The sequence below is a fragment of the Leptothoe kymatousa TAU-MAC 1615 genome (assembly GCF_018739865.1).
In the GTDB taxonomy this organism is placed as follows: domain Bacteria; phylum Cyanobacteriota; class Cyanobacteriia; order Phormidesmidales; family Phormidesmidaceae; genus Leptothoe; species Leptothoe kymatousa.
In genome coordinates, this window is the sequence record NZ_JADOER010000007.1 from 85,571 (window position 1) to 101,479 (window position 15,909).

The following is a 15,909-nucleotide window of genomic DNA, read 5'->3' on the forward strand; positions in this document are numbered from 1 at the left end:
TTTAACTGCCAAGAACTGCATCTAAAATTGGGGCTGGTCCAAAGCGAACTACGTCCGTGCAGGGAAGTCCGGTAGTTTTAGTCAGAGCGGAAATTGCATCTCTAGCTGTATTTTCATTTGCCTTAAAGGTATTGAGGGCAATGCCAACGACGCGAGGTGCGGTAAAGGTACCGCCTGCCGCTGCCACCGATTCATAGAGAGAGATGACCTTTTCTATGGAAGGGATTATAAAGTCTGGGAAGTGCTGAATATGTCCCAGACCAATTTTGTGTACCAATATTAGATGTGTTGGTTGGCTACCTCGTATGAGTGGCAAAGTTGCCGTCGAAGCTGGATTGAGCAGTGAACCCTGCCCCTCTATATAAAGCACATCGTTATTTTCACCATGGGATAAAACGGCCTGCTCCACTGCCCCCGATGCAAAATCGACACGTACAGCATCAAGGGCAATGCCTGGGGCACCTAGCATTAGGGCGGTCTGTCCCGTAGCAATGAGCTGAGAGGTTAAACCTTTAGCCTTAGTCGCACGATTGAGTTCGATGCAGGTGGACATTTTGCCTACGGCCATGTCGGTCCCCACAGCTAATATCCGTCGACAGGTCAGATGTCGAGCTTTGCCAGCCCCGACGGAAAGGCCTTGCGGTTCTTGGCGCATATCCCAAATCCACTGTTCAGGATATTGATTAGGGTTAAGGTGCTTCGTCAAACTGGGGTCGTCGTTGAAGTAGGTGTGGAGACCGTTCATAACGCTGAGGCCTGCTGCGATCGCAATGCGCACATCATTTACCCAAGGGTCTGGCAAGCGCCCACCCGATGGAGCCAACCCAATAGCCAAAACATCTGCCCCATAGGCCAACGCTTCTGACATGGTGGCCACAATGGGCACCTCACGCTCAATCCCCGTTAACTCCTGAACCGATTTGCCCGCGCAGGTTTCATCAACGACCACAGCAATCGGATTGTCACTGTAGCGTAGCAGCGCTAATCCCGTTTTTCCCTTTTCTCCAGTAATACCGTTGTGCAACAAAATGGCAATGCGATGGTGGGATTTTAGGTGCATGGGGAGTACGACATATGAGGTGAAACAGGGAGGTCTGAATTATGAGTTTTTTTATCTGATTTTTTTGTTCTATGTATAACGTTCTATTTAGAACAATTTAAAACTCAAATTTAAAACTCAAAACTTGAGGCTTAAGTTTTGAGGCTCAAAACCTAAGGCCCGTCGCCTAACAATGGATAGCCCAAAAGTCCAATGGCTGCCCCTAGTAAGATCAGCTTCCATGCCGTTACCTTAAAGCGAATCAGCCCAACAAGGGATGCGATCGCAAGCAAAATAGCCAGTCCTGACAAGACTAGGTTCATCTGCACAAACGCAACATGCCCCAGGGGAACCGCTGCGGCCAAAATAGCCCCCACAACAGCCGGCTTAATCCCCTTCAAACCAGCCTGTACCCAAGCATTCCGCCGCAAATGCACCAACAAGGGTGCCGCCAACATAATAAAGAGAAACGATGGTGTAAAAATCCCAATAGCAGCAACCAACGCCCCCAAAAAACCAGCCACTTTGTAACCAACAAAAGCGGCGGTTAAGACCACAGGCCCAGGACTGAGCTGGCCAATGGCCACGCCATTAATAAAGTCTGTGGTGGAGAGCCACCCCAACCGCTCCACCACTTCGAATTCTAAGAGGGGAATGATGACTAGCCCACCGCCAAAAATCAAAGTGCCAACTTGCAGGAAAAAAGTAAACAACGGCCACCCATAGCTCACAATTCGCTCATTACCCCAAAAATGAGTCTGCCCACTGACAACCAATCCTAAAGGCATAAAACTATGGAGGCGTAACCCCGCAGGTCCATATAGGCCCAGGCCCAATAGCCCCGCCAACAAAAAAACCATCGGCGTACTGAGGTCGCTAAAGACACTGGCCAGAAACGCCAAAATCACAATCCCAAAACTGAGCCAAGTCTGAATCGATTTGCGACCTAGCTTGTAACAAAAGCCCACAATGATCGCAATCATCACAGGCGCTAAACCAAAAAAGAGGGCCTGTAGCTGAGGTAGCTGCTGAAACTGAAAATAGGCCCAACTCAAACCCACCACGATAAAAAATGCCGGGGTAATAAAGGCGAGTCCGGCCACTAATGCACCGAGCCAACCCCCATAAACATAGCCGGTGTAAATGCCCATTTGGGTAGAGGCTGGCCCCGGCAACATTTCACAAATGGCCAGGCCATCACTAAATTCATCCGTATCTAACCAGCCCTTTTGGTCGACAGCTTCGTCACTGATCAGGGCAATGTGAGCCTGAGGTCCACCAAAACCAATTAGCCCAAGCTTGAGAAATAACAACGCTAGCTCTTGAAGCCTCATTAATTGGGCATTCATAGAAAAAATCCACTCTAATAGGTTTCTTTGATAGAATAGAGTCTATAAAAGAGAAGGGTACGATTTACAAACAACCGCTGCAACGAGGACTCAGCCGTGATTCATGCGACGCTCCATCAACTTAAGGTGTTTGAAGCCACTGCGCGCCACGGTAGTTTTACCCGGGCAGCTGAAGAACTTTATTTAACCCAGCCAACGGTTTCTATACAAGTCAAGCAGCTTACAAAAGCCGTAGGACTTCCACTTTTTGAGCAAATTGGCAAGCGTCTGTATCTAACCCAGGCAGGTAAAAAGCTGCTGGAAACCTGCCAAGAAATTTTTCAGGGATTAGCCCAGTTCGAAATGTCCATTGCGGACCTGAAGGGAATGAAGCAAGGCAAACTTAGCCTTGCGGTCATTACAACTGCAAAATACTTTGTGCCCAGGCTACTGGGGCCTTTTTGTAAGCGATACCCTGGCATTGATATTTCCCTCAAGGTGACTAATCACCAGAACATTCAAGAAAGAATGATCAATAACCAGGACGACCTGTTTATTTTTAGCCAACTGCCCAGCCAACCAGATCTCAAAACCTATCCGTTCCTAGATAATCCGCTAGTGGTTATTGCCCCCACCGATCATCCCCTAGCTAGCAAGAAAAATATTCCCATTAGCGCTTTGAATAATGAGCCATTTATTATGCGCGAACCGGGATCGGGTACCCGCGAGGCTGTGCAAAAATTATTTGCCGCTAATGATGTCGACGTGAAAGTCCGTCTAGAGTTGGGTAGCAATGAAGCGATTAAACAGGGTATTGCGGGTGGATTGGGAGTCTCTGTTCTGTCGCAGCATACGATTATTTCAGAAGGCACCAGTGGGGAATTTGCCATCCTCGATATAGAGGGATTTCCCATCCCTCGACAGTGGTATGTTGGCCATTTGGCTGGCAAGCAACTATCTGTAGTTGCTGAAAGCTTTTTAAAGTATTTACTAGAGGAAAGCCCCGCCCTCGCCAAGCAGTTCCTGCCAGGTTTGGGGCAGCCCATGTCTGGCAAAGAGGCAGCCCCTGTCGGCTAAGCCGCATCAAGCTGTCGTTGTCTGGCAACAGATTCAATATTGAAAAAAATAAAGGACAGGCAGTTTTGCCTGTCCTTTTATAGTCGAAAACCTATGTTCGCAAAAGGGAGGCGTAAGCCCCCGCTTTTATCAGCAGAATTAGGTGAGACCGGATAGCAACACCAAACCTAATACAGCTCCAAACACAATTAGTGCATAGAACTGCGCGCGACCTGTTTCGAGATACTTCAGACCTTCCCCCGTAATCAGGGTGAGGAACCCGGTTAGATTGACAATGCCATCAACTAATTTGATGTCTGTGATGAGGGCGACCTTAGCCAGCTTCCGGCTACCTTGGACAAACACGACATCGTAGATGTCATCGACGTACCACTTGTTGAGGGAGAAGTTGTAAAGAGGCTTGATTTTAGCTGCGATCGCACCCGGATCAACCACCTTCACCACATACATCAACACCGCCAAGGTAATCCCCACAACGGAGATTGCCACCGAGCTACCCGCCATGACCACAAACTCATGGAGGTCAAACTCCTCAGCCAGTTCAGCCACCGTAACCACTTCACCAGGCGCTGAAATAAACGCCTCAAAGTAGTTCGCAAAGGGCGTACCCATCAGACCCACCAACATAGAAGGCACCGCCAAAATCATCAGTGGCAGAGTCATTGTTAATGGCGACTCATGGGGCTCAGAAGCATGGTGATGATCGTCATGGCCATGGGCTTCTTCAGAGGTGGGCAATTCCTGAGTACTCATGGCACCAGGACCTAGGGAAGCGCCCATCGACTGTAAATGTTCGATGCGCAACTGCTCCTTAATGGATTCATTAGTACCGCGAAACTCCCCTTCAAATGTGGAGAAATACATGCGGAACATATAGAACGCCGTAATCCCGGCCGTCACCCAGCCAATGGCCCAAAGTAAAGGACTCACCTGAAATGTAGACCCTAGAATTTCATCCTTCGACCAGAAACCAGCAAAAGGAGGAATTCCAGAAATTGCCAGGGTGCCAATCAAAAATGTAATTGCCGTCATGGGCATATACTTGCGCAGGCCACCCATCAGGCGCATGTCCTGGGCGTAGGTTGGGTTATGCCCCACCACACCTTCCATGCCATGGATCACAGAACCAGAGCCGAGGAACAGCATGGCCTTGAAATAAGCATGGGTCATCAGGTGGAAAAGACCCGCACTGTAGGCCCCCACCCCCATGGCCATAACCATGTAGCCCAGCTGGGACATGGTGGAATAGGCCAAGCCTTTCTTAATATCGTTCTGGGTAATGGCAATGGTGGCTCCCATTAATGCCGTGAAGGCACCCACATAGGCAATGGTATTCATTGCAATGGGGATTTCTTCAAACACCGGGTACATCCGACCAATCAGAAATACACCAGCCGCAACCATGGTGGCCGCATGAATCAGGGCCGAAATGGGAGTGGGACCTTCCATCGCGTCAGGCAACCACACATGGAGTGGAAACTGAGCTGACTTGGCCATCGGCCCCATAAACACAAGGATGGCAAATAGCGCCGCGATGGCACCGGGCAAGGTGCCCACCTCTACCATGTGGGTGAGGCGCTCACCCATGATGTCAAATTCAAAGCTGCCAGTGGCCCAAAAAATGCCGAGCATACCAAGGAGTAGACCGAAGTCCCCCACTCGGTTAGTCACAAACGCTTTTTGGCAAGCATCCGCCGCCGGTTTGCGGTTGTACCAAAAACCAATGAGCAAGTAGGAGCACATGCCCACTAGCTCCCAAAACACATAAATTTGCACCAGGTTGGGGCTCAAAACTAAGCCCAACATGGAAAAGCTAAATAGACTTAAATAGGCATAAAACCTGACATAGCCAGGATCGTGCGCCATGTAACCATCGGTGTACACCATCACAAGGAAGGCCACGGTGGTCACAATCACTAACATCAGCGAGGCTAAATGATCGATGGTGTATCCCATCTGGAGCTTAAAGCTTCCAGCCGACGCCCATTCAAACATAAATGAATAGGGTTCATGGCCGTTCCACTGACTCCAGAACAAACCAAAGGACATCACCATCGCCGCCCCAATCAGGCTGACGATAAATATCGAGCTAGGCGTGCGCAACTTGCTGGTCGCGTCGCTATAGCTAATCAGACCCACCCCCACAATCGCTGCACCGAGGAGTGGCAGCGCTGGGATGAGCCAAGCGTAAGAATAGAGAGTTTCGAAGGATTCCATAATGCGTGTTTGGTGCCTGCCCACTCAAGTTGGCAAAACCGCCTACATTGTGACACATGCGAGCTGACCCGCTCTCCGACTTTAAACGGGCTTTCTTGCGAGACATTGATTTTTCCTTGAGCAAATACTCATTGCCAATGGATAAAAATCAAGCCCACTGGGGACTCTTGTCACAGGGACTTTAGGCGGCCTTAGCGATCCTGAGAAAAAGGTTATTTTTTGCGACAGCCTTTTACGGTTTAAGTTTCTTGATGTTGGATGAAACAAATAACGTCAAGCATTGATGAGGCGACATGGGTCATTGCAAAAATAGCCATAGCGCTTCAGGCGTTACTAAAACCAAATGGATGCCTGGATGGCACACTATTCAACCGCCAGAACGATGGACCGGGATGCATCCCTGGAAAACCCACATGGCCAAAGCCGTATTGGTAGTTTTCCTGTGCTGGGGAGTATTCTTGGGTCTACCCGCTTATGCCCAAACAGACGCAACTGCGGAAAGGGCGAACGTCATTATTGATGGCCGAGTGCTGTTTACCTTGGGCCGCATTGATACCGTTAGTGCCGATGTTCGAGCCAATGTGGCCAACCAAGCCCTGCGGCAAGTTTTAGCAAACGCAAATAACCAAACCCCACCTCAGTCCATTCGAGTGATTACGAGATCGCGCAATGATCTGGTCACGGTGCGGGCTAACCGTCGCCATGTGCTGACGGTCACCAGGGGCGACTTGATGGCCGGGATCGATGCCACGGAAAGGGCGGAAGAGTGGGCAGGGCAATTGCAAACTGCCCTAGATAGGGCACAGCGCGAACGACAGCCCATGTATCGCAGACAAATGGCCTGGACCAGTGCAGGCGTATTTGCGATCGCAACCCTTTGCTGGGCTGTATTTCATAACCTGCGCCGCTGGCTCTGGCGCAGGCAAAACCGCACTGGCCAAAAATTGCCCCTCTGGATTTCGCCAGCCTTATTGTGCGCGCCCATATTAGCCTGGCTAGCAGCAGCTATATACATATGCGAATTATTTCCCAGGGCACGCGCCACCCGCTATCGAGTCTTTCAGTTTTTAGCACGCATCTTCACCAACCCACTATTTAACGATGGCGATGGTCAAGGATATTCGCTTCTAAACCTATTCCAACTGGTGCTGCTCACACTAGCCCTATGGATGGGGGTAAGGGTCATTACCTCAACGGTAAAATCAAAATTTTTACAAGCTACTATCCCGGATCGGGGCACCCAGGATGCAATCGCAACGATTCTCCAGGTCCTCCTCACGGGGTTAGGCGTATTCATCATTTTGCAGGTCCTGGGCATAGACCTGAGTGCATTGGCCATTTTAGCCAGTGTGCTCGGCGTCGGACTGGGCTTTGGCCTACAAAACATTGCCAACAATGTGGTCAGCGGTGGCGTCATGCTCTTTGAGCGCTCCATCCAAGTGGGAGACTTCATTAACGTAGGGGATTTAGCTGGCACGGTAGAGCGCATAGGCATGCGCAGCACAGAAATCCGCACATTGGATCGGGTCGCCATTATTGTCCCCAACGCCCAGCTGCTAGAAAACAAAGTAATTAATTGGAGCCATGGCCACCCCGTATCTCAGCTGCATTTACCCATCGGTGTGGCCTATAACTCAAACATTCCCCAGGTCCATCAAGCCGTGCTCGAAGTTGCGACAGCTCATCCCAATGTTTTGCAATATCCCCAGCCCAGGCTCCGCTTCTTAGGATTTGGCGATAGCTCGTTAGATTTTGACTTTTTAGTGTGGATGCGAGATCCACGGCAGCAATTTGATCTCAAAAGCGACCTGTACTACATGCTCTATGCCCATTTCCGCCGATACAATATCGAGATTCCATTTCCCCAGCAAGATGTAAACCTACGTTCGCCCCAGCTTGATTTGGAGAACTGGGCACAACCGTCACCAGAGCGCCCCAAAACACCGGCCAACCCCCCTCAGCAAACCACACCTCAAAAACTATTGGCCGAGGTTAACCCCTACTCAAGCTTGCTACAAAATCGTCAACCAATAGAAACCCTACTGCTGGAACGGTTGGTGACACAGATGCGCTCAGACGGTGGAATAGACATCCAAGATCGACGCTTTCGTTTAACGGTATATGCCAACTGTTTTATTGGCAGCGAAGCCGTCACCTGGCTAACACGCACCCAGAACGCCACCCGAGAAGCGGCAGTCCGGCTTGGCCAAGCCCTGATTGAGCAGGGAATATGCCACCACGTCACCGATGAACATCCCTTTAAGGATGAGTATTTGTTTTACCGATTCTATGAAGACGAACAGTAGCGAGCAACCAAATATGTGGCCCACTCCCCCTAGCCCCACCTAATACGAGTCGTCAGCAATCGACGGTAACGGACGGGGTTTACCAATGCCATATCCCTGGCCATAGGGCACATTTAGATGGCGCAAACTCTCTAAGATTTCGTCATTTTCCACAAATTCAGCGATGGTTTTCATGCCCATCATGGTAGCCACCTGATTCACCATATCCACAATGGTGCGGATATAGTCCTCTGTGCCAATATTGCGAATTAAGTCGCCATCAATTTTTAGATAGTCCACTGGCAAACGCCGCAAGTAGCCAAAGGAAGAAACGCCACTGCCAAAGTCGTCCAAGGCGAATGTCACCCCTAACTCTTTCAGCGTAGTAATAAATTTCAAGGCCTGGTCTAACTGGGAAATAGTTGTTGTTTCCGTAATTTCAAAACAGAGTTTTTGCGGGGGCATCGATGACTGGTGCAAAACCTCTAGCACAAACTCTATAAATTTCTCATCGCTTAAACTACTGCCAGAGAGATTAATGGCAACAAGCGTATTGCCTTGGGGATAGTACCGGTGGTAGTTGGTCAGAACAGTTTTTACAACCCAACGATCAATCAGGCCAATCATGCCATAGCGTTCGGCCATGGGAATAAACAAATCGGCGGGCACAGCTTTGCCATCCTCATCGGTTAAACGCAACAAAATTTCCACATGGTGGCTGTTCTCGTTTAACAATGAAACAATCGGCTGCTCCATGAGCTGAAAGCGTTTTTCTTCAATGGCCTGGGGGATGTTGGCAATATGTACCAATTCCAGATGCTGGCGATCGAGTTCCGAATCATCATGGTCGGCCAAATACACTCGCCCCCGCCCTAAATCCTTCGCTTTGTAACAGGCTAAATCGGCCCGACTTAGGAGCTCGATCACATTGGAGGCATCGCCTAAAATAGGCACCAGGCCAATGCTCACACCCACCTGAAATTGACGCCCTCGCCAAGTAAATTGATAGTCTTTTATTTTATCGACCAGTACCTGCGAGATGTGTTGCCCCTGCTGGAGAGAACAGCCTTCTAACAACAGACCAAACTCATCTCCCCCTAACCGGCCCAAACTGTCGGAATGGCGAATATTTTTTTGCAATAGCTGGGCTAGTTCAGATAGCAGCTGATCACCGACCAAATGCCCCGCCGTATCGTTCACAATTTTGAACTGATCTAAATCCAAATAGCCTAAAACTGATGGAATGCCCCGTTCGCGCACACGCTTAACAGCCTGATGGAGCCGAGTATCAAATTCATTGCGATTAATCAGCCCTGTGAGTGGATCATAGGTAGCTTGATAGGCAATGGTTTGGGTCAAGTTATATTCTTCGGTCATCTCCCGTTGTAAACCGCGATATCCCTTAAATCGCTTGTGTTTATCAAATAGGGGACGGGCATTAAGCTTAAATATTCGTAGCGTAGTATTCGATGTATGCAGCCGCAGAATGAAATTTTCTAAGGGTTGACGGTGATCTAATAAATCTTGTAGCGAGTCCCAATCGGCATCCAAATTGGGAATTGAGGTTAATACTTGGTAGGGGCGTTTCCCCTTTAAGTCTTCTAGCTGCAGTGTGTGTAAGTGGCCCGACACGTAAGAGAATTTTAGATCTCGATCGAGTTCCCAAAATAAATCGTTACCCAGATAGGCTAAGTCGCGATAACGCTCTTCATTGTCTTTAAGCAGATTGACCTGATATCGGTTAAATCGGCGCATCTGGAGCAACAATCCAATGATGGCCGTCCCTGCCAGGGCTAAACAACACAGGAGAATCCACCAGAGCATTGGGGCCTGCCCCGGAGCTTGGGCGATAACTGGGCGGCTATGGAACAGGTCAGGGAGATTTGCGATCGCATCGATCTGAAAACTACTCATACCCTCTGCATCTGTCATTATCCTGGTTTGCAAATACCATAACTGTTTTTCCAGTGCCCCGTATCCCCGCATCATCAGCCGATTGATAGAGTCTACTGGTAGCAAGAACCACGTACCCAGGATAGCGATCGCAGTCAAACTAACATTGAGAGTATGTCGTAAATTAACAGGACGATTAATCACAGCTTCAAGCAAATAATGGCCAGGGCCGAGCAAATACGTAACAAATCTGCTCCTTGCTAGACGCCAGTCTGTTCGGCCACTTTCTTAGCCTTACAGCGCCTAACCCCTTCTAGATGCAACTAAAACAAGTCTAGAACCCTTGCTAAAAGTACCCAAAGTAGCACCAAAAGTTATAGACCTAAAAGCAGCAAACCGTCGAAAGGCCAAGACTCTAGCCAATTGGCTTACTCAGCCTGACGCAACGTAGCGGCTTGGGCTAACAACGATTCAGCAAAGGCGATCCCTTCCTGATGAGAACGTCCCCCGGCCAACTGCGCAAGTTCTTCCCTACGGGCATCATCGTCTAACCCCGTTACCCTAACGACAGTTCGTTCATCCGTCTTTTTCTTACCCGCCACAACCACCTGCTTATCCACATGAAAATGGGCATCGGCCATGGCCGCCACCAGCGGTTGATGGGTGACACAGAGCACCTGACGACTCTGACTCAGCTGATAAAGCTTTTCGGCAATTGTTTGGGCAACACGACCAGATACGCCAACATCAATTTCGTCAAAAATCAACGTGCCAATGGGGTCCACCTTGCTAAAACAGGCCTTAAATGCCAGCAAAAAGCGACTCATCTCGCCACCGGACGCAATTTCCGTCAGCGGTTGTAAGGGTTCACCAGGGTTAGGACTAAATAAAAATTCCACCACATCAGCGCCATGCACCTGGGGAGAGGCTGAGCGCAATTCCGCTTTGAACTTCACTCGCTCCATGGCCAGGGGTTTTAGTTCCGCCACCAGCTGGGCCTCCAGATGCTTAGCCGCTTTTTTCCTCAGCTTCGTCAATTTAGAACATTGATCAATTAGTGCAGCCTGGGCTTCTTCGTAAACAGCTTCTAACGTTTCAATCGACTGCCCGTCGCCGTTAAGAGCATCTAAAGCAACCTGTATTTCCTGGTAGTACTCAATCAACTCGGGCAAATCACGGCCATATTTGCGACAGAGCTGCTTCAGAAAGCTCATGCGGGATTCCACCTCGGCCAAACGGGAGGGATCCGTCTCTAAATTTTCGCCGTAGGTATTAATTTGGCGCCCCGCTTCCTCGACTTGAGCCAACGCATCGCTCACCAAATCGAGCACCGGCGTCACCTGATCGTCAAACCGCTGCATCGAACTCAATAGATGCTCGACTCGGCCTAGCAAATCGGAGCAACTGTCAAAGCTACCATCGCTTTCATACAAAACTTGATAGGCCTCATAGCTTTGCTTTTGCAACTCAACACTATGGCTCAGGCGCTGATGCTCTTGTTTCAACCGATCTAATTCATCCGCATCCTGCAAATCTGCACCGCTGAGGTCTTGGGCGTGATATTCGAATAAATCCAACTGCTGTTGCCGCTGTTGCTCCGCCCGACGACGACGGTCCAAAGCCTGATGGGCATCGGTGGCCGCCCCATAGGCAGCAGCAACCGCCTGCCGCTGCTTCACATGCTGACTCCCGGCAAATCCATCCAACCAATCACGCTGAGCATCGATGGAGCCCAACTGCACGGTTTGCCCTTGAGCCGTAATTTCCACTAAGAGCTGCCGCAGTTCTTCTAACTGATTTTTTTTGACTACAACATCATTGAGACGGCTGCGACTACGCACACTGCCTCGACCAGTCGTCAATTCTCGGCTACAGCGTAAACCATCGCCATTGAAGGGGATATCGTTAGCATTGAGCCAGTCTGCCACGGGTGGCGGGGTATGAAATATGGCTTCAATCAGTGCTTTCTTTTCGCCCGTACGCACTAACTTGCCGCTAGCTTTGCCACCCAAGACGGTATCGATAGCATCAAGAATGATAGATTTTCCAGCCCCAGTTTCTCCAGTGAGAACATTCAGTCCGGGTTGCAGGGATAACTCTAACTGATCAATCAGGGTAAAGTTATCGATTTTCAGGGAGGTCAGCATGGCCATGGCCTCCTCACCACAGGAAGGTAAAAGCAGATATGACTAAACCAAAGCACAGTGCAGGAGGATCCAATAACGGCATCAATGGACAGTGAGCTAGTCAATTTTACTGTGGTTTTTTTCCGATAAAAATTAAGGGAATCCTCTAAACAAGCTATTTAGCGAATCTTGCACCTTCAACGTAGTCGAAATCGGAACAAAGAGGGGATCAAGATTCGGTTTCTGCGACTGACGAGGCAAGGAGAAGACAATTATTGTGGTCTTATTGGCGAATCAATAAGATAGCAAGCTTAACTTGTTACAATAGTTAACAAATGAACCGACTTGGAGTACCTGACCAATTCCCAACGGGTGCGGATGGAGATCCAGAATGTACGGTCATATCTATTGAAAAGCTTTATAGATTAAGGATATAGCCCATGCATGCTGCGCCAGCATCCCCTAGTTTGAATGACCAATATCAAGCTCCAGTCCAGTCGGTGGAAGAACTATTGACCTACGATCCCGATGCGATCGCTCAATATTACCGTTCTCGCCCCGTCCAAATTTTTCTACGGCTGGTGGAACTCCTATGGACCTTTCTCGGGTTTGGCCTGGGCCTGCTTTGGGATCGACAAACCGGCGGCGCAGCAAAGAATGAAGCTAAACGGGCCATTCAGTTACGAGACGTGCTAACGAAACTTGGTCCTGCCTACATCAAAATCGGTCAGGCCCTATCCACACGACCCGACTTAGTCCCCCCGGCATACATGGAAGAGCTGGTGAAATTACAGGACCAGATTCCTCCATTTCCCAATGAAATTGCCTTTCGCCTGATTCAAGAAGATTTAGGCGCAACTCCAGATGATATTTATGCGGAATTTTCCTCCCACCCCGTAGCAGCAGCATCCCTGGGCCAAGTCTATAAAGGCAAACTCAAAACCGGTGAAGACGTTGCCATTAAAGTGCAACGGCCAGGGCTCACGGCACAGATCACCCGCGACATCTATTTACTACGCCGTTTTGCCCAATGGACCTGCAATAACCTCAAGGTGGTACGTAGCGACCTCGTCAGCATCATGGACGAGTTTGGCACCCGCATTTTTGAGGAAATGGACTACACCCACGAAGGGGAAAATGCCCAACGGTTTGAAACCCTGTATGGCTATTTGCCTGAAATCATCGTGCCGCAGATCTATACGGATCTGACAGCCCGTCGGGTCTTGACCATGGAGTGGATTAACGGCACCAAGCTAACTGAGCCAGAAATCCTAGAGTCCAAGGGATTAAAAGCCACTGACATCGTTGAAATCGGAGTTCAGTGCTCCCTGAGACAGCTTTTAGAACATGGCTTTTTCCATGCCGATCCTCACCCTGGCAATCTGTTAGTCACCGATGAAGGCAAACTGGCCTACCTAGACTTTGGCATGATGTGCACGGTCGAAAGCTACCAGCGATACGGTTTAATTGAAGCCATCGTGCACATGGTCAACCGCGACTTTGAAGGCTTAGCCAACGACTATGTCAAATTAGAATTCCTCACGCCGGATACCGACCTCAGCCCAATCATTCCGGCACTGGCCAGCGTCTTCAACAACGCCCTCGGTGCGACAGTCGCAGAACTTAACCTGAAAAGCATTACGGATGAGTTTTCAGCCCTAATGTATGAATATCCTTTCCGCGTGCCCGCCTACTACGCGCTGATCATTCGCTCATTGGTCACATTAGACGGCATCGCCATCAGCGTTGATCCCGAGTTCAAAGTACTGAGCAAAGCCTATCCCTACGTAGCCAAACGCCTCCTCACCGATTCGGCCCCGGAGCTACGTCAATCCCTCCAAGAACTACTATTCAAGGATGGGGACTTTCGCTGGAATCGCCTTGAGAATCTCCTGCGCAATGCTCGCAATAGCCAAGATTATGACCTGGAGAAAGTCCTACAGCAAACCATCGACTATCTATTTTCAGAACGTGGCGACCACATTCGTGACCACATTGCCGATGAGCTTGCCAAAAGCCTGGACCAATTTGGCCATGGGTTAGTACAGCGACTCCAGGCAACCATGGGGAGTACGCCCACAGCAGGAAAAGCTCCTCAATCCAGCTTTGGCGGGAAGGAATGGGAACACATCAGTCGTATTCTAGGGCTGCTGGGAGACACAAAAGGCATGGACGGTACTGCCGTTGTCCGACTGATGCCGCAGGTATTGATCAAGCCAGAAACCCGCCAAATGGGACAGCGCGTTGCTAATAACCTAGCCCAACGAGCAGCGGCTAGACTGCTGCGTAATTTGTTTCTAGGGCACACTGCACCAGCCCAAAACCAGCACTTATCTGGGCCAGCCCTACCAGCATCGAAACCAGCCTAGGTAGCCCCCAAATCGACAAGCGCTAAATCACTTAGCCTAAAAAGGCTCAAACCTCCTAAGTTTAGGGGATTTGAGTTTGATTTTGGCGTTCTAGTTCTTCTTGCTCTAACCGTAGTTTCTTTTCTAATTCTTGAATCTCGTCTCGACGCGCTGCCGTCTCTAGGGCACGGCGGCGGATTTCTTGACTTTGTAACGTCAGAGATTGGCGCCACTGTTCTGCACGTTCCACTTCTTGGTGGAAAAACTGTGGCGTCACTCCTTGGGTCAGGAATTGAGATACTAGGTCTAAAATCCAGTCCGTTGCTTCTTGAAGAGCAACCACTTTATTTGAAGCATCTAGCTCAACTAGAACTAGTGTGCCTTCATTAAAGGTCACCGGCAATGTAGACACAACCTCCTGATCACCTATGGATAATTCCCATAAGTAGTCTTCCAGCTGACGTGCAAGAAACTGTAAAACGAGAGCCCCCTCAGAGGTTGTATGGCAAACCTTGGCCAAGTGCTGCATGGTTGGATAAGCAAACGGCTAAAACCAGTATACCCTTACCCTCTTCGGTGGTTATGCATCCTGTCGGGGAGGTTCCACTAGATTTCTCCACTAGATGGTATCAAGGGACACAAAGAAAGAGGGTTGTAACACCCAGAATATTCAAAAATAATTGATTTTTGTAATCAACCATAGATTGGCCGTCTAGCCTGAGGCTATGGGGAAACGGTGCTAATTAGCGGCACTAATATTAAGCCAATCAGGGTATTGCATTGGATCTGGTTGAAATTGAGGCAAAAAAGTCTTGGTTTTCCGGATACTTTTTGCTAGATCTAACGTCTGAGATCTTGCCAAGCAAATTATTTCACTCGCTTTTTCAGGTGGCAACTACCTGTGGCTAAGCTAATGGCAGTTGTCTTTGATTGAATCACCAAAGGCTACAGCCATAAATTGCGTAGGATGGCCTCATGCAAGTGTTTCTGGGGCTGTGGCATCAGTAAATCAGGTCCAAACGTTATGTCCTTTCATCATGATCAGCCTTGCAAAGGTGACTTATCCAATAATTGTGAGCCCCTGGCTGAATCTGAACATCATAGTCATGATCATCATGAGAACAGCAGTCCCTCCAAAGAGAACGAAGATCTCAACATGGCTATAGTCGATCTTGATGATGAGGAAGCTCGGTTTGAACTGTTAAGTGCCTATGTAGACAATGAAGTGACCGCACAGGAACGGCAGCTGGTTGGCCAGTGGCTCAGGGATGAGCCCGCCATGCAGGAGATGTATCAACAATTACTTATGCTGCGCCAAGCGATTCGCACAGCTCCTGTGCCACCGCCACCGCCCCTCGAGGTGCCCACACCCCCCAATGCATGGCAAAGGGCATTATCCAGTGGCGTTCGGTGGACCCTGGTCTGCACCACTGCGATCGCACTCTTTAGTGGGTTCAGCCAGTTAAGGAGTCCCCAGGGGCGTCAGAATGTATATGAAGCCTGGCAATGGCTCAAATCGCTGCCCCAAGAAACCCTATGGGAGTTTGCATCAACGGTGAAAGAATTGCCCTCTAACAATTCTGTGCCCTAGGGGGC

General features: G+C 49.5%; 10 protein-coding genes. 4 read left to right on the forward strand and 6 right to left on the reverse strand.

Annotated elements, in window-relative coordinates:
- Position 1 precedes the first annotated feature (1 nt).
- Both IXB28_RS08980 and chrA read right to left on the reverse strand, forming a co-directional pair.
- Positions 2 to 1,060 carry a DUF1611 domain-containing protein gene (locus IXB28_RS08980; RefSeq protein ID WP_215618235.1) on the reverse strand — a complete coding sequence of 353 codons (1,059 nt, stop codon included), beginning with the start codon at positions 1,058 to 1,060 and terminating at the stop codon, positions 2 to 4.
- A 152-nt stretch (positions 1,061 to 1,212) separates the two neighbouring features.
- On the reverse strand, positions 1,213 to 2,388 hold the full coding sequence (gene chrA, locus IXB28_RS08985; RefSeq protein WP_215618236.1) for a chromate efflux transporter: 1,176 nt from the start codon (positions 2,386 to 2,388) through the stop codon (positions 1,213 to 1,215).
- A gap of 96 nt (positions 2,389 to 2,484) precedes the next feature.
- Here chrA and IXB28_RS08990 point away from each other — a divergent pair, with 96 nt between their 5' ends.
- Positions 2,485 to 3,444: a LysR family transcriptional regulator gene (locus IXB28_RS08990; RefSeq protein ID WP_215618237.1), complete on the forward strand. Its 960-nt coding sequence runs from the start codon at positions 2,485 to 2,487 to the stop codon at positions 3,442 to 3,444.
- Positions 3,445 to 3,582: 138 nt separating this feature from the next.
- Here the strand turns inward: IXB28_RS08990 and IXB28_RS08995 are convergent, their stop codons facing one another.
- Positions 3,583 to 5,661 carry an NAD(P)H-quinone oxidoreductase subunit 5 gene (locus tag IXB28_RS08995; RefSeq protein ID WP_215618238.1) on the reverse strand — a complete coding sequence of 693 codons (2,079 nt, stop codon included), beginning with the start codon at positions 5,659 to 5,661 and terminating at the stop codon, positions 3,583 to 3,585.
- Between the two features lie 293 nt (positions 5,662 to 5,954).
- Here IXB28_RS08995 and IXB28_RS09000 point away from each other — a divergent pair, with 293 nt between their 5' ends.
- A complete protein-coding gene (locus IXB28_RS09000) occupies positions 5,955 to 7,967 on the forward strand; it encodes a mechanosensitive ion channel domain-containing protein (RefSeq protein WP_215618239.1) in 2,013 nt (670 codons plus the stop codon).
- 39 nt (positions 7,968 to 8,006) lie between these two features.
- Here the strand turns inward: IXB28_RS09000 and IXB28_RS09005 are convergent, their stop codons facing one another.
- Together IXB28_RS09005 and recN are read right to left on the reverse strand one after the other, a co-directional pair.
- A complete protein-coding gene (locus tag IXB28_RS09005; protein ID WP_246559710.1) occupies positions 8,007 to 9,860 on the reverse strand; it encodes an EAL domain-containing protein in 1,854 nt (617 codons plus the stop codon).
- Positions 9,861 to 10,267: 407 nt separating this feature from the next.
- Positions 10,268 to 11,986 (reverse strand): DNA repair protein RecN, encoded by a 1,719-nt coding sequence (recN, locus tag IXB28_RS09010; protein WP_215618240.1) that lies wholly within the window; start codon positions 11,984 to 11,986, stop codon positions 10,268 to 10,270.
- Between the two features lie 419 nt (positions 11,987 to 12,405).
- Between recN and IXB28_RS09015 the strand changes: the two genes are divergently transcribed.
- On the forward strand, positions 12,406 to 14,334 hold the full coding sequence (locus IXB28_RS09015) for an ABC1 kinase family protein (RefSeq protein ID WP_215618241.1): 1,929 nt from the start codon (positions 12,406 to 12,408) through the stop codon (positions 14,332 to 14,334).
- 61 nt (positions 14,335 to 14,395) lie between these two features.
- Here IXB28_RS09015 and IXB28_RS09020 read toward each other — a convergent pair whose 3' ends face one another.
- Positions 14,396 to 14,725, reverse strand: a complete 330-nt coding sequence (locus IXB28_RS09020) for a hypothetical protein (RefSeq protein ID WP_246559711.1) — start codon at positions 14,723 to 14,725, stop codon at positions 14,396 to 14,398.
- Positions 14,726 to 15,469: 744 nt separating this feature from the next.
- On the opposite strand from IXB28_RS09020, the gene IXB28_RS09025 reads away from it, so the two are divergent.
- Positions 15,470 to 15,904, forward strand: a complete 435-nt coding sequence (locus IXB28_RS09025) for an anti-sigma factor family protein (RefSeq protein WP_215618243.1) — start codon at positions 15,470 to 15,472, stop codon at positions 15,902 to 15,904.
- Positions 15,905 to 15,909 lie beyond the last annotated feature (5 nt).

Bases quoted from the DNA above. Each gene is read 5' to 3' on its own strand.
- IXB28_RS08980 (WP_215618235.1), bottom strand. From the start codon at position 1,060: ATGCACCTAAAATCCCACCATCGCATTGCCATTTTGTTGCACAACGGT.
- chrA (WP_215618236.1), bottom strand. From the start codon at position 2,388: ATGAATGCCCAATTAATGAGGCTTCAAGAGCTAGCGTTGTTATTTCTC.
- IXB28_RS08995 (WP_215618238.1), bottom strand. From the start codon at position 5,661: ATGGAATCCTTCGAAACTCTCTATTCTTACGCTTGGCTCATCCCAGCG.
- IXB28_RS09000 (WP_215618239.1), top strand. From the start codon at position 5,955: ATGGGTCATTGCAAAAATAGCCATAGCGCTTCAGGCGTTACTAAAACC.
- IXB28_RS09005 (WP_246559710.1), bottom strand. From the start codon at position 9,860: ATGAGTAGTTTTCAGATCGATGCGATCGCAAATCTCCCTGACCTGTTC.
- recN (WP_215618240.1), bottom strand. From the start codon at position 11,986: ATGCTGACCTCCCTGAAAATCGATAACTTTACCCTGATTGATCAGTTA.
- IXB28_RS09015 (WP_215618241.1), top strand. From the start codon at position 12,406: ATGCATGCTGCGCCAGCATCCCCTAGTTTGAATGACCAATATCAAGCT.
- IXB28_RS09025 (WP_215618243.1), top strand. From the start codon at position 15,470: ATGGCTATAGTCGATCTTGATGATGAGGAAGCTCGGTTTGAACTGTTA.